The following is a 20,145-nucleotide window of genomic DNA, read 5'->3' on the forward strand; positions in this document are numbered from 1 at the left end:
ATTCTTAATTGTATGAAAAATATCCAAGCTAAACAAACATGGGGCGGTGCTAATTGAATACTGAGCTGAAACAAAACTGCTTCCGAGCAGCTTCGAAAGTAAGGTCTCTTATCTACTCCTTACTGATAACGTTTGCATTTATAGCATATAACCCTGCCTATTTAGAAACGTTTGATAATAGCTCATTGTCATCTATATTGATGTATATTTCTGGATATTTCAGCTCAATTAAAGCTAGTTTACCCGTTTGCGTCATGGTGATCGTTATTTATTATATTCACCAGAGAGGTTTAAGCTTTGGTCATCCATTAGCAACATCTATTACCGGTTTGATTGCTGCCATTGTTAGCCTTATGGGATTAAATTACCTCAATAATAATGGGTTGGAATTCCTTGCTAAAGGAGGCATTGCTGCAGGATTTTTTTCTCTATCTGCACTAATAGGCTTTAAGCTTGCTTTTACAGATTTATTTACTTGGCTTGATTCTTGCTTTGATGCTCCTCAAGAAAAAAATATACATAATAGAAAGGCTTTTGCTCTTATTTTTGACAAATATCCCTTTGTTACCTGCAGCTGTATCTTGCTAATCTTCTGGCTTCCTTATCTAACTGCTGTGTTTCCAGGAGTCCTGCATATTGATGCCTTAACTTCTCTCAACTATTACTACGGTACATCTGTATGGACAACTCATTTCCCGCCCGTGAGTGTAATGCTCATGGGGTTTTGCATGGATATTGGTAAATATCTTGGATCAGATAATCTTGGTATCGCACTTTACGTTATTCCTCAATTTATCATTTGCTTAGCTACGCTCGCTTTTGGCTTTTCTCTCATGAAAAAATGGCGCACACCTTATTGGATAAGAGCGCTCTGTTTAATGTTATTTTCATTTCTTCCAGTAATTCCTATGTACGCAGTCACGGAAGTAAAAGATACGTATTATTGTGTTGCTTTTATGTGGCTTACTTACTTTTTATTAAACCAAAGCGCTATTTTTAATAAAAGGACTATTTTATTAGTTCTTTTTACAACTTACGCCCTTTGCCTGTTTCGAAACGACGGTAAATTTATCTGCTTATTCGTCGTTCTCATTGTTTTATTATCTCGAAAAAAATGGAATTTACATTGGGGAAAAATCGTTGCTACCTTATTATGCGGGTTTCTATTGGCAACCGTCACTACACGTATTGTAGTTAAGAGGTTTAATATCCAAGCAGCCTCTATTCGTGAAGTATTTTCTCTTCCAGCTCAGCAGACTGCAAGATATGTAAGTAAATTCAATAAAGATCTAACGACTGAAGAGCGCGCCTCTTTAAATAATTTTTTCAGTGGTAATCTAGATAAACTTGGCGCATTATACAATCATGACTTTGCTGATCCAGTAAAAAATGCAATTGTCTTTCATCCTTCTAAGGAACAGCTACGGGAATACTTTAGAAACTGGACAGCACAGCTACTAAAACATCCTGGAATCTATCTTTCAGCTACTTTTAATCAAACCTATGGGTATTATTTTCCTGAAAAACTTGAATTTTATAATGCAGGTTTTTCCATTGAAAGCCCAAGTGAGAATGCCATTAACTACCATGGTGATATCGTTATTACTCATTCCAAAGATACTCAATCTTGGAGAGCCACAATTATTCAATGGGCGCATCTATTGAGGTCTATCCCGCTTTCGAGACCATTTTATTCGTCTGCCACTTATACTTGGATAATATTAATAGCTTTAGTTGCTACAGCAAGAAGAGTCAAAGTATCACGACTGGTTCCATTCTCATTACCAGTAGGCATTTTTATAATGTGCTGCCTTTCACCAGTCAACGGAGCATTTCGATATAGCCTATCTCTTGTATTGAGTTCATTCTTCTATTTTTCATATGCAGTATATCTCGCCCGTAATAGATGATGCAATCGAGTGCTTTGAAACCTCATTTACCATATGTTTTTCCTTATACTAAAACCTAATATACCAGTAAAAAGGGAAAGTAACATGCTGCCGTACCAGCGATTATCGCTTGACTCGGCTGTGGCAACTCGACCCTGACCCTTAAAGGTTAACAACAATCTCCGGACTCAAACAACATCCATGCAATATCATCTATCCAAATCAGGCAAACAAAGAAACACTTCTGTATGAAGTAGTTATTTTTATACATAAAAGAAAAAGTGGTAAAAAACGCGAGGCTACTCCCTCTCTTTATGATTCTAGAGATGAAAAGAGTCATCTAAGAATACTTATTAAGTCAGTAATTAATCCAATAAAGAACTAACGGCTTATCTTTGTTGGCCATAATAAGCGTTGGAACCATGTTTGCGTAAATAATGCTTGTCAAGTAAATACTGAGGAGCACAAGCGCCTCCGCACTTCTTGGGAGAAGTTTGGTAAAGAGTTTCAGTACGCAAGGCCATAAGCGCAGCTTCTTCCATTACCTTAGCATGATAGACGGCTTGTTCTGCATTTTTACCCCAACTAAAAGGTCCATGATTGCGTACTAAACAACCTGGTTGGGCAATAGGAGTTCATATTAAAACCCTAGCTTTTCATAAGAATGCCCGCACCTTTAACTGATGCGGGCATCATCCCAATGCGTCACAAACTCAACCAGAGATCAGCTAATAGGCTCGGCTTCTAACACTCTAATAGTACTTCGTCCATCCACGTAGGGGCATCTTGGCTGGAATCTATAACCTTCTTTCAACTACTTGACCATACCGCTTATCCCATCGGCATCGACAGTAGACATCCCAAGCTCTACCGCTCAGCGACAACAAGGGCACCATGTCATCAATCACAGCGAAAGTGAAGTATATAGGATGTTCTTGAACCACTCCGCTTCGTTTTCCGTCTAAGAGACAAAAACGCCTTTTCAGCGCTACCACCTCTGATAATCTCATCAATGTCTTTATCCATGTAGGAAGACATGACACTCTTTGTCCCGAAAGGCATGTTGCGCTGCTTCCAGCTGAGTGAAATACCGAATCCGGTAAGCTTGTCTTCGAACTTCTAAATTTCCCATTGTTTGCCGTATCTATTGCTGATAATGCGGATTTTATCAAGAATATACGCTCTGTTCCGTGCACGAAATGTAATCATAGGTAGTTTTATTAAGACTTGAAAAGTTGGAGAGATTATTTTCATCTTTTATGTTATTTTTTTCTCTGTTGGAACTGTCCGCGTCTTCACCTCTGCACCACTTTTTGCCAGCAGCATCTGTAAAATAGACACTCGTAATTCGCCAATTTGGATCATTTAGCACAGGTCGTATTTTCACATCTAGCGTTGATGACTCTTCTGGATAAGACCATGGCACTTTGCTCTTTTTCTGACTTTTTTCCTTATCAATAGCAAATGAAATAAAATCACCTGGAGTTAATAGGGGGAGCTTAAGAGTAGTTTTTATTTTGTCGTCTGTCCTTTTTCCATTTTTCATTTTATAGGCAATGCCAGTAACTATTACGTCATAGACAGGAGAATCTGAGCAGTTAATTAATCTAATACCAACTAGGTAACGTTCCCCATCATGTATGGGATTCGAATAATCTATCCGATCGGATATTAGTGGAGTTTTTTATCGACTCGCACCCACCAAGCAGCAATATTATAAGCTTGCTCTCTTTCCTTCTCTCGATTCTGTCTAAAAAAAGATGATAGGGAGAAAATTGTTGCAGCTATACCAAATAGTGTTGAGATAACCGCAAGGACCTGTGTTGTATTTTGCAGTAGCAAGTGAAATAGGGTTGTCATAAAATTCCAGACTTTTTAGTTTTTATCTATTAGTTTTCTTTTTATGTCAAAGACCAGTGCTGTATTTATTATATCTTCCTAACTATTCGCAAAGAAAGCTACGGCAATGGCACCAGGGCCGGCATGCGTACCGATAGCGCCTCCCATAGAGTGGTATGCGAGCTCATCCACTTTACCTTCCCATAAATGAGAATTGTCCTCAACATATTTCTTGAGCATGCTGCTCTCAAGTCCTGTATAACCAACCGCAACAGGCATATCAAAATTAATGCCGCCGCATTTTTCAATCATTTTGGTAAGTAGATTATTTGCAGCTTTTGAGCCACGAGCCTTTCCCACTAAGCTAATTACCCCATCTTCGGCTGTAATTACTGGTTTGATAGAAAGCAAATTGCCTAAAGCTGCAGCTGCTGCTGGCAAACGACCACCACGACGCAAGTATTCAAGCGTATTTAGAAGTGCAAGTACCCGAACATGCTGGACACGCACCTGCAGATCTTCAACTAGCTGATCAAACTTAATCCCTTGGTCAACACAACGCAGTGCATATTCAACAAGTACACGCGTACCAAGCGATGCACTCAGGCTATCAATAACACGGACATTGTCACCATAGGGTTGTGCAGCACTTTCAGCGCTCGCATAGGTACCAGATAAACGGGATGAAACGGTAATCGCAACTACCTTTTCGTCTCTCTCCACAGCAGCTGAAAACTCTTGGTCAAAAGCATAAGGAGTAACTTGACCAGTGGTTGGTGTGGTATCTGTTTCTAAGAGCATTTCATAAAAACGTTGATTGCTCAGGTCAACATTATCAAGATATATTTCATTGCCAAAGGCAACTGAGATAGGCATAACGGTTAGCTGCTCATGATGGATATCTGAAACATCTGCTGCAGAATCGCAAATAATACGTATTGCCATTAAATTCTCCTCAGTCTGTTTATCTATAGTTTCTAGAGCTCTTTGAGATTTTCTAAAACTTTTCCGAGTGCGCGATACATAACCGTGACTTCATCAGCTGCAAGGTCTTTTGCAGCCTGGCCAACAAGACGATTGATAATCCTATTCACTTCACCCCAAAGCTTGTGCCCCTTCGGCGTAAGTAGAACAGGGTTCCTATAGCTCGTAGAGCCTTGAACTGTACTTACTTCCACATATCCCGTATTTTGAAGCGCATTGATAGAACGCGAAACTAGGGCACGGTCTACTCCAATAGAGCGTGCGATATCTGCTGCAGCTATTCCTTGGGAATGCTTGCTGAGACATACTAGGAGCAGAGCATCTGTACCACGCAAACCAAAACGTTCCATCTCGGTTTTTTTCAGCCGCTGTATTTCCTTGTTAAGCTGGAAGATAATACCGGCAAATGCTTCAAATCGATCTGTTTCTGCCATTCAACACTCCTAAATATGCTTAGATTTGTTGACTCATCAACAATTTGTTGAGCGGTCAACATTTTAGTCAAAATAGGATTCTTGCATATGGGATTCTAAAAAAATACAACGGCTTCAATTTCGAAACCGTTGTCTCAAAAGTCTTCTCACTTGTCAACCTTGACCCTCTTAAGAGAGCAAGCAAGGAGCTCCGCAAGCTCTTCCTCTCCCCATGTGTCGATATCTACCACGATCCAAGCCTCGTCGCCCTTACGGAAGTCCTCGGTGCGCATCGCCTTCTGGAACCGTTTGAGGACCGCTGCGGGGTTTCGGCGATCGGGATGAATGTTCTTAGGGAACTTCACTACCACAGGAGCATCTCTGAAGACATCCATGCGTAGGTAGTCCTTTTCTGTCTGCCCCTCAGCGCTCACCCAGCAGACGTCGCGGTATTCGCGGCCGCCAGTCTTTCGATTCAGTGTGTTTTTCTTTGTGCGTCTAGCCACGTACGACCTCCTCGCGCAACATGGGAATGCCGCCGAAGCGCCCATCCAGATAGCTGCGGATGAGATCCTTGTCGTAGCGAATGCCGTCAAACTCGGTAAGACCCACTAGTTCAGACTTTCCGTCCATGCCGCGCTGAGCTATGTACATCTCATCGCGACGCATCAGGGACTGGTCCATAAGGAGGAGATCATGAGTAGTGAACAGTAGCTGCTTGCGCGTATCAGGCCCGCAGGTGGTCAAGAAGTCCTCAATTAGGCGCGTAGTCAGCATGGTGTGCAGGCATCGGTCCAGCTCATCCACCACATATACCTTCGAGCCCACGGCGTTGTCGGGACCCTGCAGATCGAACAGCATGGGCAGAAGCCACATCAAACGCTGAGTGCCGGAAGACTCCATCCCCAGGCTAAAGCTGCGCTTCTCGCCGTCTGCTCCTTGGTGTAGGGTGCGTATACGCTCGACTACAGGCTGTCCGTTGTCCACGTGTACTGTAATCATCTCGAAGCTGTAATCTCCAGCTGCCTTCTCCATCACCAATGTGAGCAGCTCTCCATCGTTCAAATTGGCTATACCCTTGCGGAGCCTAGCATCTCTAGGTAGCACATCTAGGTCGATGCGCTCGCCAGTTAATCCGCAGATACCAGTATCGAGGCGAGCAAGGGCATCCTCGGCATATTCGATAAACCCCTCGCGGCCTTCAGCTGCACTTGCAAAAGTCCACGCATGCGACTCCACACCCACCAGTTGCAGCGTGATGTCGAACCAATCGTATGTCTCCTGCAGGCCCTCCACGTTCTGAGCAACAGCGCGACCTAGAAAGGTCTGGTTTTGACGCGTTGACCTGCCCACGAATTCAAGGAAGTCAGAAGATCCGAGGAAAGTCTCGTTGAACGTATATTTGTCACCCTCCACAGATTCATCGCGCTCAAAGATATCGATGCTCTCCTTCTCGAGTACGCGCTCAAGCGACTCGTAGATAACACCGTCCATGGTCGCCTCTACTACGTAGCGGTAGACGACTTTGCCTGCTAGGAACGTAACATCAAAGACGGTTGGCTTCAGGGATGACTCCCTCTCGAGCATGAAGGGCTCTATGGGAAGAAGTCCATCTACACCGATATCACCCGTAACCATGTGCTTAAGGGCAGCCATCCCCTTGAATAGCCCCGTCTTACCGGATGCGTTGCCTCCGTAGACAGCAGCCACCGGCAAGGTCTTCTTGCTGCGGAACCCGGGGACCTTGGCTAGGGTCTCAGCATGCTGGCGCTCAAGGGAGGAAACCATGTTCAGTGATGCCTCGTCGCGGTATGACATCCAATTACCCACAGTGAAGTTGAGTAGCATGTCCTTTTTCCTTTCATTTTCAATTAATGAGATTTTATCACTTTCGTTGTGTTATTCAAAGAAGGGATGGATTACATGATCGACGCAAGTAATCACGACTTGAGAGAAACGAGATGCCAAAAAGCTAAAAACAAGGAAATTGTAAATACGTAACTTCCTTGTAGTAGAAATGCGGAATAGATCCCGAAATAGATCGATTTAAATGCAGTGGATTCACCAAACGGCTCTCTCCTTGAAAAAGGCAACTTCTTTCGTATGGGATTCTAAAAAAATACAACGGCTTCAATTTCGAAACCGTTGTATTTTTTAAAACATTCTGGATCGCTGAGCAAAAACCTACTTAGTGCTCATCGTAGTACTGGCAAGCACCTTCGATATCGCCTTCAAATACCGAAGATCCGTGCTGCAACACAATGCCACGAGTACAGAATTGCAAGGCTTGCTCAGGTGAGTGGGTTACAAAAAGAACCGTCAGATTGTCCTTGGCCATAATGTCTTTGACACGCTCTTCGCACTTCTTGCGGAAGCGCTTGTCTCCCACCGAAAGTGCCTCGTCAATTACAAGAATATCAGGGTTAATTGAAGAGGCAAAGGCAAAGCCTAAGCGCGCTTTCATACCACTGGAGTAGGTACGAATGGGCTGTTCCATATAATCACCGAGCTCAGAGAACTCATGCATCTGCGGGATAAGTGCTTCTGTCTCATCGCGGGTAAAACCCCACAGTTGACAGCGCATTTCTAGGTTCTCACGACCAGTAAGATTGCCATCAAAACCAGCTGATAACTCAAGCAAAGCAGAGATGCGGCCATGAACCTCAATAGTGCCTCGGGTGGGATAACACACACCCGTAATCATCTTGAGTGCAGTAGATTTGCCAGCACCATTTAAGCCAAGCAGCGCGAGAGAATCTCCACGATTGATGGTAAATGAAAGATTATCGGTAGCATTGATAACCTTGTGATCAATCTTGTTGGTAAAGGTACCGAGTAAGCGCTGTTTGTCATTCTTGTACAAGTAATAGGTCTTATATACATTGCTAAATCGTACAGCTATGGGATTATTCTTATCATTATCTCGAATAACCTTTGCTTCACCCTCACCTGCCCAACTTACTCGTTCATTCTCCGTAGTAGCAGCTCGCATAGCACGCGCTTTAACAGAAAGTTTTGCTCCAGTCTTTGGCCTAGAGGACATCGGGTACCTCCTTGTGTAGGCGAGCATAGCTGTGCATCGCAAGCACAGTAACTACTACGCAGATAAAGAGATAGCAAATAAACTCATGATGACTATGCCAAATCCATTTATGGAAAATAAAACAATCACGCATTGCCACACAACCCCATGCAACTGGATTAAAGTACATAATGATGCGACCAACATGTGGAAGCGCCTTAAGGTCAAAAAGAACCCCAGACAACCAGAAGAATGGTGTACTTAGGGTGCCAATTAACTTAGAAAAGTCACGTGAGATAGCTGAGAGTGGAGAAAGCCAGATAGACCACATCGTCCAGAAATACATCATGAGCGCAAATACCAGCGGAAGCTGAATGAGATGAATGGTCAGCTTAATCTTGAGAATGAGGCACATTATAATCGTGAAAAGCATTGTACCTACAAGAACAAGCATCTTTGAAAGCGTAAAGAAGGTTGAAATAACCGACAGCGGAAAACGAATACGATTAACCAAGAAGGAATATCGGTGATAAACATCACTACCTCCCCCGCCAATCATATCGCCCATAAAGAACCATGGAAAAATACCCACCGCCATCCACAGAAGGAAAGGCATGTGATTAATAGGAGCTGCTGTACGCATACCTACTGCAAATGTGAAGTAATACACGCCAATATAGACGGCAGGCTTTACAAAAAGCCAAATCCAGCCAAGAGCAGCACCACGGTAAGTCTTGACCAAATCAATCTTTGCAAGTTCCCAAGTCTGTTTGCGCCAGACCCAGTTGTCATGAAGCATCTGCAAAAATGTCTTTATGAGAACGAGCACGCCCGCCTCCCCTTCAAGACGACAATATCAGCGGTCTATCATATAACAGTAATGCACAGCGAATGCTTCATTGACGCCTATCTGCACCGTATTGCCAGACCAAAAACAGCACAGAAGGCTCTACTCAGCCGGTTTGTGACCTACAAAGAGCTTGCTTACACGACGCACAACAACTTGACCTATACATGCATCAAGCAAAATGATAGCTAAATAAAAGAGCAAACTAAACAAACTGCCTATCACAATGAATGGTGCAAGACCAAATCCCAAGGCCCATATAAGAATTGTATTGGCAGCAGTGTGCCAGCCAGTCGAAAAAAAGGCTTGTAGTACATAAAAGCCCAGAGTTCCTGCACTCGCGAAGGCAAGAACACGAGCAAGGCGCGGATACTTAGCCGCGCTATCTGCTGGCTGTGCAAGTGCGCAGAGCAATGCAGATACCGCCATTACAAAGGCAAATATTGAGGTAGAACGATATGACAGCGCATTTACAGAGGCTATACCCCCAAGACTTCCTGCAATAAATTCAGCAACTATCATCCCAATAAGTGCAAGCACAAAAGCATGGCAGCCATAACAACAACTACCAGGACGTACATGTTGGGCAATCCAGCCACCCACCAAAAAACTCATCCCATAGCTCACAGCGCTCATTAGCTTGCGCCAATCAAGCACACCAGGTTCACCTGTACCCTGAGAAAAAAATGCAATATAGAAGTTCAAGGCATAGACCACAATAAGCAGAGCGGCAAGCAGTTGGTTTTGCTTGCGAACACGCCACCACAACCAACCAATAAAAGGACACAACACCACTAACGCTAAATACACCCAAACAAATTGGATGCCAAAACTGATCCAATACCAGTCATCAAGCTCTGCATTGGTAATTTCGGGTGCAAAATGATGTGCAATCAGTGCGATAAGTCCATACAGGACAACCGTAGTTAAAATGATGGCAATTCTTCGGGCGGTAACGCGTACTTGCATGTGCCAATACCCTGGTAACACCGAGGTTTCCGTAGCTCGTGGTAGCAAAAAGAAACCCGAGATCATAATAAAGACGTGATTGCCCCAAGCACCCAACTGATTGATGCCGCCCATAAGCACAAGCGCCTGTAAGGAAGCGCGACCATTGGGCGCAAGCGCAGTACCTGCCAAAAAGCCATCCCAATCCACCATGGATTCAAACCAAGGCAAAAAACTATGGAAGATAGCAATACAGAGAATCGCTATCACACGGAGGGCCTCAATAGACAAAAGACGCGTATTGGCACGCATCGTTAACGTACGCGCTGCTTCCCCCAAAAAATGAGTGGACAGCTGAGTTCTCTTCTGTTGGGAATGGACTTCTATAGAAGTTCGACTGCTCACTGATCAAGCTCCGCTACCAAAGCCGTAAATTCCTCGGGCACCGTATTGATGTCAGCACCAAAACTCTCAGCAACAGCGTGAGCCTGAGCACGACGGAATTCAGCAGTATCACTATCACCAGTGCGCTCGTAAATATCAGCTGCACGCATCAGCGCAAAGGCAACATACTCAGCCAAAGACTCACCCAAACCAGAAAGTACCATCATGGTCACAAGAGAATCAGGGCTGAGATTCATTGCAACCGCAGGATCCATATCCAGCAGACTTGCAACGTCCTGCTCAACTGAGGCTGCAGCATCCAGGGCCATACGCGGTTCTTTGACAGATTGAGCTGTCCTCAGCGCCTTTGAGATAGACTCAACAAACTGCGAAATAAGTTCCAGCAGATAATCTCTCTGCAGCATGAATACTCCTCGCAACGACTAATTAGTAGCTCATCGAAAACATTTTGAACTCAACAAGCATAGGTAAACAGCACTATTCTAGCGTTGTAAAGGCAAGGTAACTCCGAGGTGTTCAAAGGCAACAGCTGTAGCTTGACGTCCCTGAGGTGTACGAATAATTAAGCCTCTCTGCAACAGATAAGGTTCGTAGACATCCTCAAGTGTGGAAGGATCCTCGCCAACTGCCGAAGCAATAGTAGTAAGTCCCACAGGGCGTCCTCGGAATGTCTTTGTAAGAGCCTCAAGAATCTTGGTATCCATCCAGTCAAGACCAAGCTCATCTATCTCAAAGAAGGATAGGGCCTCTGCTGCGACTTTCCAGTCTATATCTCCACCAGCACGTACCTGAGCATAGTCACGCACACGTTTGAGTAGACGATTCGCAAGGCGCGGCGTCCCACGACTACGACTTGCAATCTCGCGAGCGCCTTGCTCGTCAATCTCAACTCCCAAGATATGTGCCGAGCGCGAGACAATCGAGGTCAGTTCATCAACGTTGTAATAATCGAGGCGGTAACTGATACCAAAGCGATCGCGCAAAGGTCCTGTCAAAAGACCAGTACGCGTTGTAGCACCAATAAGCGTAAATTTGGGCAGGTCAAGGCGAATCGAGCGGGCAGCAGGCCCTTTGCCAATCACAATATCTAGACAAAAGTCCTCCATCGCGGGATAGAGCACTTCTTCTACCTGACGGTTTAAGCGATGAATCTCGTCAACAAAGAGCACATCTCCGGGTTCGAGATTGGTAAGAATAGCAGCAAGGTCACCGGTACGTGCAATAGCAGGGCCAGAAGTAGTGCGTAGTTTTGCTCCCATCTCATTTGCAACAACACCAGCAAGAGTTGTCTTGCCCAGGCCTGGAGGGCCCGAAAAAATCACGTGATCAAGCGGTTCATTGCGATCGCGCGCTGCTTGGATAAGCACACGGAGGTTGGTGCGCACGCGCTCCTGACCAAGATATTCTTCCAGAGTCTGTGGGCGCAAACTATGCTCGACATCAAGATCTTCAGCAGTAAGCTCGGTACTCACACCACGCGAAGCACCCATACTTCCCATGCCAAAAGGAGCAGCGTTGCCTTGAGCATCGTCCGCAAAGAGATCATCTGCATCTGCTTCCCATACTGCCATGGCCTACACTCCCCTCCCCAAGCGCTTGAGAGCATATGCAAGCGCTGCTTCCACCGAAGATGCAGCGGCATCATCGCAACCATCCAGCGCCAACTCGGTCTCCTGAGGCGTAAAGCCCATGGAAAGCAAAGCCTCACTTGCTTCGGTTTTGACATCGCGCAAGGCCGAAGGAATTGATACCTGATTGTTTGTAGTTGCAGATTCAAGTCCAACCAAGCTACGAAGCTCTGCATCTTTGGCAAAAACATCCTGTAACTCTACCAGTAGTCTCTGAGCCTTCTTTTTGCCCACACCAGGCACTGTAGCTGCACGATTGGCATCCTGAGTTGCAACAACCGTTGCAAGGGTCGCAGGAGTAAAGGTTGAAAGCACCGAAAGAGCGAGTTTGGGACCCACACCCGAAATCGCCACTAAGCGGTCAAAGAGCGAACGCTCCTGGCGATTGGCAAAACCATAGAGTTCCATCGCATCCTCACGCACCACCATGCGTGTCAACAACGTAACGCCAGCTTCGCCTACTGCAGGGAGTGCTGCGGCAGTATTAGCCGAAATGCCCAGCTCATAACCGACACCTGCCACATCAAGAATTGCGTGTGTTGGCAAAACCTCTATGAGGGTACCCGTGAGCTGAACAATCATGAGCTAGCCTTCCTCGGTGTACGTACGCCGTCTCGAGTGGAAATACGACTTGTCCTGCTGCTGGGCAGCTGCCCCATCTGAGCGCGAGAAGCAGTTGCAGCCGCTGTAACCTCACGCGCCTCTGCTGCCGCCTGCTTGCGACTGGCAATCTCTGCTTCACGAAGAGCGTCAGCTGCCGCCATGCGACGCGTTGCACGCTGGGTACGTACCAACAGGACATGACAAACTGCTGCAGCAAGTGCATCTGCCGCATGGTCGGGATGCGGATCATGGTCAAGTGCCAAAATATTGCGCACCATAAAAATAACCTGATACTTGTCGGCACTTCCTGTGCCTACTACAGCTTGCTTTATCTGCATGGGAGTGTACTCACCCACCTCAAGGCCTGCTCGAGAACAGGCAACAATTGCTGCTCCTCGAGCCTGAGCTGTCGCAATAGCAGAACGCTCATTTTCGCCGAAGAAAATCTTTTCGATAGCAAGCTGACTGGGATGGTACTGGCTAATCACATCACTAATCTCATTAAATATGCTACCCAGACGATGATCAATGGACTCTGTAGGATGCGTAGTCACGCAGCCATAGGCTCTGGCACGACAAGTATTGCCACGAACCTCAATCACACCCCAACCAGTATGGGCAAGACCTGGGTCAATGCCAAGCACAATCATGTTTTGCACCGCCCTTTTGCTCGCCTGCCCACACAAATAAGAACACCCGTTCTATCATATCCCAAATCAGGGCATACGCAAGACCGAGTCACTCACCGAGATAGCAAGCACACTTCATCCCTCAGGTGCATCTGAACATGCGCGAAGCTAAACCATACTTACAAACAGCACACCTAATAGGACGGTTTGTGGACGTTTAGTTTTCGGAAAATGGGCTAAAACCATTTCCTGCAAAGCCACCAAAACCCATATGACCCTCAGCATCGGCGACGATATGTCCATCGACGTTATCGGGATTTACCAAGCCAAAGCCTTTCATATAGTCCATAAGATTGGCAATATTTTGCCGACTGCTTTCAGGCTTTTTTGAAATATCGACCGATCCAAAGCTGATATCAACGTTTTGCTCTGCTTGTTTTTGAGGGTCAAACACCGAAATTTGTGCACCATCAAGCAGATCTGAGAGCGCATCTACAAAGGGATTGTTTGCATCGACATCCTGTAGACCTGCCTCAAACGCAGCTGCCAACTCCTGTGCCAAAAGAGAGAGATCTTTGCTACCCGGCAACAGTTCTTTACGGTCTGCTCTATCGTGCCAAGACAAGCCAAAAGGCCTATGAGCATCTGCAAGACTGCGTGTACTCGCACGCAATACCACACCTGCATTGCTTCTTGCCAAAGCATGCGCATGAAAAGCAGTCACCGCCGCTTCTATAAGTGCAGACATCCCTTGTGAGCGCTGAATATCAGATGGTGTACGTTCCCACTCGATATACATGCTTAAGATCAAATCAAGCTGCCGCAATTGATCCTCGGGATCAGTTGCCACATCATCGAATGTATCGCTATCAAGCAGTTCGGGTAGGTCACAAGGAGCGAGCGATAAATCAGGGAAGACAGGTGAGCTTGCATTGCGCGTGCGTGCCATCTCTAGCACATCTGTGCGATAAAGATCACCCAAAGGAAGTAAATCTGCCGCAGCACTCAGACCATCTGCCTCAAGGGCAAGCCACGTTTTGTCACGGGAAGATAGTAGTAGAGCATGGAGCCGACGTGCAAGCTGGCGAGCTTCTGTCACAATCACATCGCGCTCGGTAGCAATGGCAGCAAGACGCTCGTCAATTCCTGCAGAATCCTGCAGCGAAACCGCACTTGCTTGGACAAGACGAGGATTACGTTCATGCAGATTGATATGCAAATTTGCAGCGAGTTGACGCATTGCAAGTACTCTTTGTGCTGCCGAACGCGGACGGGCAAGAGATCCTCCCCTGCCACCACTACGCAAGGCAGGCGTACCTTCCAGCGGTGTTGCAAGCAGAGCATGCACATGCATGGGACCCAACGCATCGCTAGCAAGAGTAGCTAAAACAGCAGAACTCAGTGTGCCATCAAGGGTGAGCACAACATCTTGCATGCCTTGTGCTGCAGTAAAATCTTTCAAAGCAAGAGAAAGCGCCTGCCAACAAAAAGAACTACGATCATAGGGAACAGGCTTGGGAACATCTTGCTCAGGGTCTCTAGGCTGTAGGCCAATCTCAGCTACTAACAGCGCTTCTTCACATGAAGGAGCTATCGCTACCGCTTGCCCATCGGGAGCTAATACAAAGCTGCCACCTGTACAAATAGCATCATCAAAGCTACCAAGCGATCCCAGTGCTATAAGCCAAGATTCCATGTCCCGCGCATCTTGGGTATAACGATTATCAGGTAATCCCGCTGCCAACACCGAATCGCTGTCATTTGCCGCATAGGTCTGAGAGGAAAAATAGATGACAGCGTTGACGCCGTAATCCAAGCTCACCAGCTCGTCGAGCTTGTCGTCAGTCATTGCCAGTGCAAATTTGATACCCGCCATATCAAAGGTAGGAATACTACTTTCGCTGCTCAAAAGCTCTACACCATCGGTCATAGCTGCCATGACATTACCGCCCATAGAGCGTGTCAAATTTGTCAAACGCAGGGGTATGACCTCGCCATTTGCAATTAAGAAGATCTCTTCTACAGGCTCATGAGCCGAAAGCGAAGCCAAGGGCAAGAGGCAGGGGCAGGCTAGCTTATCGACAAGACTTGACAACATATCCGACAAATCGATAAGCAGACCCTCCTGGTCTACATAGGGTACAGGACAAATACCCGCGAGCGTAGACAGGGGGAAAATGAGCAGCTCTGCGCCCTGTCGGGCGGCCTGCTCGCTATATGCGATAATGCGCTCGCCCGTGCGAGAGAAATCTCCCGCACGGGCGCTAAGCTGCGCGATACCAATCTTCACGCGTAACACCTATCTGAGCTTAGAGCTCAACTTCAGCTTTCCACAAACCATGAAGGTTGCAATAAGCATAAACTGTAGCACCCTTAGAGCAGCACTTGCCAAACTTAGCCTCAGGCTTGTCGCCAGGCTTGAGATAACGAACAAAGAGTTTATCCTCAGCGGCCAAGGCAATCCACTCGATGTAGTGCTCCTCAATGGAAGGATGCTCAACAACGCCAACCTTTACGAGGATGTGCTTGCCATCTTCGGCCTCGGTAATCACAGGAACGTGCTTCTCAACAGCAGCGTCAACAGAACCAGCTACGAGAATCTCCATGGGCTCGCCACAGCAAGAAGGATCGCAGCTACCCTTCTTGAGCAAAGCGACCATGGTGCCACACTTATTGCAACGATAAAAAGTAGGCTCGGCCATAACTTTTCCTCTCTCCTTACGGCGCCTCATCGCGTCGTATATCCATTGTGGCACATCCCCAATAAATAACACTGCCATTCGCAAATTAACGCAAGTCCAACGAGTCACACACCCATCAGCGTGTATCACTCTGGCACGCGTCGCGAGGGGGCGTGCAGATTTTGCTTCGACATCACGTGTGCCGCACGGCGCACTTAGGCAAAAGCAATGCTTCCTTCGGAGTCAACGAGATCCTTGAGTTCTGCCATTAGCATCATGCTACGTGCATCCACCGTAGTAGGCAGCTCCATGCGCAATGTGTGGCCCGAACTTTCTTGGACAAGCAGTTCCACGCGATCAAGGCCTGCATAGCGAGACAAAATGTCATGCAATCTCTGCATACGGTCGTAACTCAGGACGCTCGGCGTCATGCGCAGCTCAATAACCTTGGGGCGGTTTGATGACGCGCTTAGCTCTAGCCCTTCGATAGAGCTGCAGATAATTTGATCGCCACGATCTGAGCGCTCAAGCTTACCCGAGATTTTGACAAAGACATCGTTCGCAGAGCCACCTATCTCAGCATCAGCTTCACCCGCAAGAATGGCAGCCGATTTCTTGTAAAGCTTGGGGAAGACAACCAACGTAATTTCGCCTTCCATATCTTCCAAGGTCACAATTGCCATGGGATCACCGTTTTTGGTGGTCTTCTTTTGCACAGAGGTCACCATACCAGCAAGGCGAATTTGCTTGTCCTCTGCAACTTTGTGGCGCTCAATCATGCCACCTGTCATGGGATCAGGTACTTCTTCGGTCTCGTTGAGTTCGCCGATGGTGTAGTCGCGCGCTTTGGAAAGTGCATACTCATACGGGCGCAGAGGGTGATCCGAGACGTAAAGTCCCAGCACCTCATGCTCGTTGTGAAGCTTGTCGCTACGCTCCCACTCCACCCCATCGGGCTTAGGCACTTCATCGGTGAAACCAGAGCCTTCTACATCGCCAAACATATCAAAAAGACTGCTCTGGCCAGCAGCTCTATCCTTTTGGCGACGAGCAGCAGCATCAAGGATATTTTCAGGGTTGTTTTTGTCAACCATAATCATCAGCTGGCGACGCGGATAACCCGTAGAATCAAAGGCACCACTCTTGATAAGTGCTTCAACAACACGACGGTTTGCCGATGAACCATCAACACGATCAACAAAATCGTTGAGATGCTTGAAAGGTCCGCCCTTCTCACGCTCGGCCATGATGAGCTCGGCTACGCCTTCACCAACACCACGGATGCCTGCAAAGCCAAAGCGAACACCTGCAGGAGTTGCCGTAAAGTCACGACCCGACTCATTAATATCGGGTGGCAAAATCTGAATACCCTCGTGACGACAGGCAGTAACGTAGTGAACAATCTTGTCCGTCTTGCCCATGTAGCTGGTGAGCACCGATGCCATAAACTCACGCGGGAAATACGCCTTGAGCCAGGCTGTTTGCATAACGAGAATGGCATAACCTGCAGAATGGGATTTATTGAAGGCATAGGAAGCAAACTCAAGAACGTCATCCCAAATACGCTGAGCGGTCGCACGTTCGTAGCCGTTTTCGACAGCACCATTCATCCAATGGTCGTAGGTCGTCTCATCTTTACCGTTGTCCCAATGGAATTCGGTACTTGTGAGCAGCTTAATTTTCTTTTTTGCCACAGGTTTGCGGATGCGAGAGTCGGACTCACCAGCGGAGAAGCCCGACATCTTGACCGAAATCTGCATGACCTGCTCTTGATACACGATTGTGCCGTAGGTTTCGTCCAAAATCTCCGAAAGACGATCGTCGTAAAAGACGATAGGTTCGCGACCATTCATACGGTTGATATAGCTGGTAACCATACCAGCACCTAGAGGACCAGGACGATATAGAGCAATCAATGCAACGATTTGCTTGTATTCTTTGGGCTGCATATTTTTGATGGTGGCTGTCATACCCGCAGACTCTACTTGGAATACTCCTGCCGTAGCACCCGAGCCCAGTAGCTCATAAATCTTGGGGTCGGTAAAAGGAATCTTGTCCACATCGATATCCACACAGGTAGCACCAGGCTTGATGCAGGAACGCACAAGTTTGGGCATACGCTCGATATCAGAGGCATGGGGATAACTCGCACGAATATTGGCGAGAGTTTTTGAAATAACGGTCAATGTGCGCAGGCCCAAGAAGTCCATCTTGAGCAGACCCATGTCGGCAACCGAGTGACCCTCGTACTGGGTAATCTCAACGCCACCCTTGGTATCGAGTTTGGTAGGCACATGATCGTTAACGGGCGTCGGTGCAATCAAAACGGCGCAAGCATGCACGCCTTCACCTCGGGTGAGGCCTTCAATAGAGAGAGCTGCATCAATAATGCGATGCGCATCGGCATCCTTCTCGTAAGCCTCGGCAAAGTCGGGTGAAAATTGATCGGGTTTCTTTTCATTTTTTTCAAGCGCATTTTGCAAGGCAAGCTTGGGGTCGTTGGAAAGCATCTTGGACAGCCGCTGACCTTGCCACACAGGAAATCCCAGCACACGAGCGGCATCGTTGATTGCTTGCTTGGCTTTGATAGTTGAGTAGGTAATAACATGGCAAACACGCTCGGGTCCATAAAGTTCACGAACATGCTGGATGACTTCCAGACGCCGCTCATCGTCGAAGTCCATATCGATATCGGGCATTTCGGAGCGCTGAGGTGACAAAAATCTCTCGAACATCAGGCCGTTTTCTAGCGGGTCAAAAGCGGTGATGTTCATTGCATAAGCAACAATAGCGCCAGCTGCACTACCTCGACCAGGACCTACGCCAATACCATTGTTTTTGGCCCACATGACATATTCCTGCACAATAAGAAAGTAGTCAGCAAAGCCCTTATCGCAAATGATTTTGTACTCGTACTCAAAACGCTCTTGGATATTAATGCCATTGATCTCACGGGTACGCCAGTCGGGCCCATAGTGTTGCTCAAGACCTTTTTCACATTCAGCGTGGAAACGTTCCTCAGAGGTCTCCCCCTCTGCCAAACCAGGGAACTTAGGCAAGTACATACTTGACCAGTCAAGTTCAAACTGACACTTTTCTGCAATCTCAAGCGTATTGTCACAGGCTTCAGGAATCCACGAGAAGAGAGCGCGCATCTCTTCTTCGCTCTTCATGTAAAACTCGCTACCCTCCATATGCAGACGACCAGGATCATCAATATGACTAGCGGTCCCAATGCAGCTAATAATGTCCTGAGTTGGCGCGTCCTCGCGGGTAAGGTAGTGGAAGTCGTTGGTAGCAACTGCCTTGATACCCAGCTTTTGCGCCAGTGCGACGAGACGCTCGTCAAGCGTGCGGTCGGTCCATCCACCGCGGAAATTAAGGCCATGGTCTTGAATCTCAATATAGAAGTCATCACCAAATATGCGTTGATATTCGCGAGCCCAATGCTCTGCCTCATCAATATTTCCATCAATAATATTTTGAGGAATGATGCCTTGTACACAGGCAGACTGACAGATGATGCCCTCGTGATATTTTTCGAGCATACCCAAGGTGGTACGAGGCTTGTAATACATCATCTCATTGGCAGCTTGGGACATCATCTTCATCAGATTGACGTAGCCCGTCTCATTTTTTGCCAGCAAAATAAGGTGATATCGCTTTTGATTGGGCTTGTGCTCAATTTGATCATCCGTAATGAAGTAGGCCTCGCAACCAAAGATGGGCTTGACCACAAGCGTAGGACGGTTTGCTTCAACCGCGCTAAGATCGCCACCCGTAGACTTCCAGATAGCAACATCGCTTTCCCATTGCGCATGCACACGATCATGAGGTGCAGCATCTGGTGCATCGGGTTCGGGTTCGACGAGCTCCCAAGATTTTTTGAAACACTCAACATCGTGTTTCCATTGCTTCATATCCGCAGCAGCGTCGTTGTATTTGCGACATTCAAGGTCAAGGTTGGGCACACCAAACATATAACCGTGATCGGTCAGAGACACGGCAGGCATCCCTAGGTCAACTGCACGTTTGACCATATCGGGTATGCGCGTAGCTCCATCGAGTACCGAAAAGTCAGAGTGGCTATGCAAGTGTACAAAGGCCATACGTGTACTCTCCCTTGTGCGCGGGATGGGCGGGACTTACCAAAAAGACTCCCTGTGCCTACGCATACCACGAGGCACATATCCTATCCGCATTTCCTATTGTCTTTGTTTTCCGCTATCAATTCTAACGCAGCAAATGGACATCACT

General features: G+C 47.0%; 17 protein-coding genes. 1 reads left to right on the forward strand and 16 read right to left on the reverse strand.

The genetic code is table 11. From position 1 onward, the window contains the following. Positions 1-53: 53 nt before the first annotated feature. Positions 54-1,910, forward strand: coding sequence for a DUF6020 family protein (locus HMPREF9069_RS02405; RefSeq protein WP_156894145.1), 1,857 nt, complete (start codon positions 54-56; stop codon positions 1,908-1,910). A gap of 368 nt (positions 1,911-2,278) precedes the next feature. On the opposite strand, the gene HMPREF9069_RS08995 is transcribed toward HMPREF9069_RS02405, so the two are convergent. The 16 genes from HMPREF9069_RS08995 to dnaE form a co-directional block, all read right to left on the reverse strand. After that, entirely contained in the window at positions 2,279-2,518 is a 240-nt protein-coding gene (locus HMPREF9069_RS08995) for a class II aldolase/adducin family protein (RefSeq protein ID WP_084170292.1), read from the reverse strand. 539 nt (positions 2,519-3,057) lie between these two features. Continuing rightward, positions 3,058-3,435 (reverse strand): hypothetical protein, encoded by a 378-nt coding sequence (locus tag HMPREF9069_RS09185; RefSeq protein WP_021625523.1) that lies wholly within the window; start codon positions 3,433-3,435, stop codon positions 3,058-3,060. A gap of 392 nt (positions 3,436-3,827) precedes the next feature. Beyond that, entirely contained in the window at positions 3,828-4,673 is an 846-nt protein-coding gene (locus tag HMPREF9069_RS02410; protein WP_021625524.1) for a DegV family protein, read from the reverse strand. A gap of 32 nt (positions 4,674-4,705) precedes the next feature. Then, positions 4,706-5,146: a MarR family winged helix-turn-helix transcriptional regulator gene (locus HMPREF9069_RS02415; protein ID WP_021625525.1), complete on the reverse strand. Its 441-nt coding sequence runs from the start codon at positions 5,144-5,146 to the stop codon at positions 4,706-4,708. Positions 5,147-5,292: 146 nt separating this feature from the next. Next, the gene (locus tag HMPREF9069_RS02420) at positions 5,293-5,631 is read right to left on the reverse strand and encodes an RloB domain-containing protein (RefSeq protein ID WP_021625526.1); all 339 of its coding nucleotides are present in this window, start codon (positions 5,629-5,631) and stop codon (positions 5,293-5,295) included. Beyond that, positions 5,624-6,973 carry an AAA family ATPase gene (locus tag HMPREF9069_RS02425; RefSeq protein ID WP_021625527.1) on the reverse strand — a complete coding sequence of 450 codons (1,350 nt, stop codon included), beginning with the start codon at positions 6,971-6,973 and terminating at the stop codon, positions 5,624-5,626. The genes HMPREF9069_RS02420 and HMPREF9069_RS02425 overlap by 8 nt, the downstream gene beginning before the upstream one ends. Before the next feature lie 340 nt (positions 6,974-7,313). Continuing rightward, complete coding sequence (locus HMPREF9069_RS02430) at positions 7,314-8,168, reverse strand: ABC transporter ATP-binding protein (protein WP_021625528.1); 855 nt, start codon at positions 8,166-8,168, stop codon at positions 7,314-7,316. Then, positions 8,158-8,976, reverse strand: a complete 819-nt coding sequence (locus HMPREF9069_RS02435) for an ABC transporter permease (protein ID WP_021625529.1) — start codon at positions 8,974-8,976, stop codon at positions 8,158-8,160. The genes HMPREF9069_RS02430 and HMPREF9069_RS02435 overlap by 11 nt, the downstream gene beginning before the upstream one ends. Before the next feature lie 120 nt (positions 8,977-9,096). Continuing rightward, positions 9,097-10,347, reverse strand: coding sequence for an acyltransferase family protein (locus tag HMPREF9069_RS02440; protein ID WP_232204023.1), 1,251 nt, complete (start codon positions 10,345-10,347; stop codon positions 9,097-9,099). Further along, positions 10,344-10,751, reverse strand: coding sequence for a hypothetical protein (locus tag HMPREF9069_RS02445; RefSeq protein ID WP_021625531.1), 408 nt, complete (start codon positions 10,749-10,751; stop codon positions 10,344-10,346). Before HMPREF9069_RS02445 ends, HMPREF9069_RS02440 begins: the two co-directional genes overlap by 4 nt. Before the next feature lie 78 nt (positions 10,752-10,829). Next, entirely contained in the window at positions 10,830-11,918 is a 1,089-nt protein-coding gene (gene ruvB, locus HMPREF9069_RS02450) for a Holliday junction branch migration DNA helicase RuvB (RefSeq protein ID WP_021625532.1), read from the reverse strand. Positions 11,919-11,921: 3 nt separating this feature from the next. Beyond that, entirely contained in the window at positions 11,922-12,557 is a 636-nt protein-coding gene (ruvA, locus tag HMPREF9069_RS02455) for a Holliday junction branch migration protein RuvA (protein ID WP_021625533.1), read from the reverse strand. Then, a complete protein-coding gene (ruvC, locus tag HMPREF9069_RS02460) occupies positions 12,554-13,228 on the reverse strand; it encodes a crossover junction endodeoxyribonuclease RuvC (protein WP_021625534.1) in 675 nt (224 codons plus the stop codon). Before ruvC ends, ruvA begins: the two co-directional genes overlap by 4 nt. Before the next feature lie 196 nt (positions 13,229-13,424). After that, positions 13,425-15,497, reverse strand: a complete 2,073-nt coding sequence (locus HMPREF9069_RS02465) for a nitrilase-related carbon-nitrogen hydrolase (protein WP_021625536.1) — start codon at positions 15,495-15,497, stop codon at positions 13,425-13,427. Positions 15,498-15,516: 19 nt separating this feature from the next. Further along, positions 15,517-15,909: a desulfoferrodoxin family protein gene (locus HMPREF9069_RS02470; RefSeq protein WP_035438202.1), complete on the reverse strand. Its 393-nt coding sequence runs from the start codon at positions 15,907-15,909 to the stop codon at positions 15,517-15,519. Between the two features lie 194 nt (positions 15,910-16,103). Continuing rightward, a complete protein-coding gene (gene dnaE / locus HMPREF9069_RS02475; RefSeq protein ID WP_021625538.1) occupies positions 16,104-19,997 on the reverse strand; it encodes a DNA polymerase III subunit alpha in 3,894 nt (1,297 codons plus the stop codon). Positions 19,998-20,145 lie beyond the last annotated feature (148 nt).

It is taken from the genome of Atopobium sp. oral taxon 810 str. F0209, assembly GCF_000466405.1.
Classification (GTDB): domain Bacteria; phylum Actinomycetota; class Coriobacteriia; order Coriobacteriales; family Atopobiaceae; genus Olegusella.